The sequence below is a fragment of the Rhodococcus yunnanensis NBRC 103083 genome (genome assembly GCF_001895005.1).
Taxonomy (GTDB): domain Bacteria; phylum Actinomycetota; class Actinomycetes; order Mycobacteriales; family Mycobacteriaceae; genus Rhodococcoides; species Rhodococcoides yunnanense.
In genome coordinates, this window is sequence record NZ_BCXH01000062.1 from 1 (window position 1) to 766 (window position 766).

At 60.8% G+C, this 766-nt stretch carries 1 protein-coding gene; it reads left to right on the top strand.

The window, feature by feature from the left end; all coding sequences use genetic code 11:
- Positions 1–766: cytochrome c oxidase subunit I (locus tag RY1_RS29275; protein ID WP_174565500.1), on the top strand; the 766-nt coding region annotated here is incomplete at both ends.

Below are 766 nucleotides of genomic sequence, written 5' to 3' on the forward strand. Positions count from 1 at the left end.
GATTGCGGTGCCGACGGGGGTGAAGATCTTCAACTGGATCGGCACGATGTGGCGTGGGCAGGTGACGCTCGAGACGCCGATGTTGTTCTCGATCGGCTTTTTGATCACGTTCTTGTTCGGTGGACTCTCGGGTGTGTTGCTCGCGAGCCCGCCGATCGATTTCCATGTCACCGACACCTACTTCGTGATCGCGCACTTCCACTATGTGGTGTTCGGGACGGTGGTGTTCGCTACCTATGCCGGTATCTATTTCTGGTTCCCGAAGATGACGGGCCGGATGATGGACGAGACGCTCGGGAAGTGGCATTTCTGGTTGACGTTCTTCGGGTTCCACGGCACGTTCCTGGTGCAGCATTGGCTCGGTAACGAGGGGATGCCGCGTCGGTATGCGGATTATTTGGCCTCGGACGGGTTCACCACGCTGAACATCATTTCCACGATCGGTGCGTTCGTGCTCGGTGCCAGTACGTTGCCGTTCGTGTGGAATGTGTTCAAGTCGTATCGGTACGGCGAGGTCGTGACGGTCGATGATCCGTGGGGGTACGGCAACTCGTTGGAGTGGGCCACCTCGTGCCCGCCGCCGCGGCACAATTTCACCGAGCTACCGCGGATTCGGTCGGAGCGTCCGGCGTTCGAGTTGCATTACCCGCACATGGTCGAGCGGATGCGCGCCGAGGCGCATGTCGGGCCGGGCAGTCATGGTGGGCATACCACCGAAGTGCTCGAGCAGGCCCGCCGTGCACCGATCGCCACCAGCGACCACGAA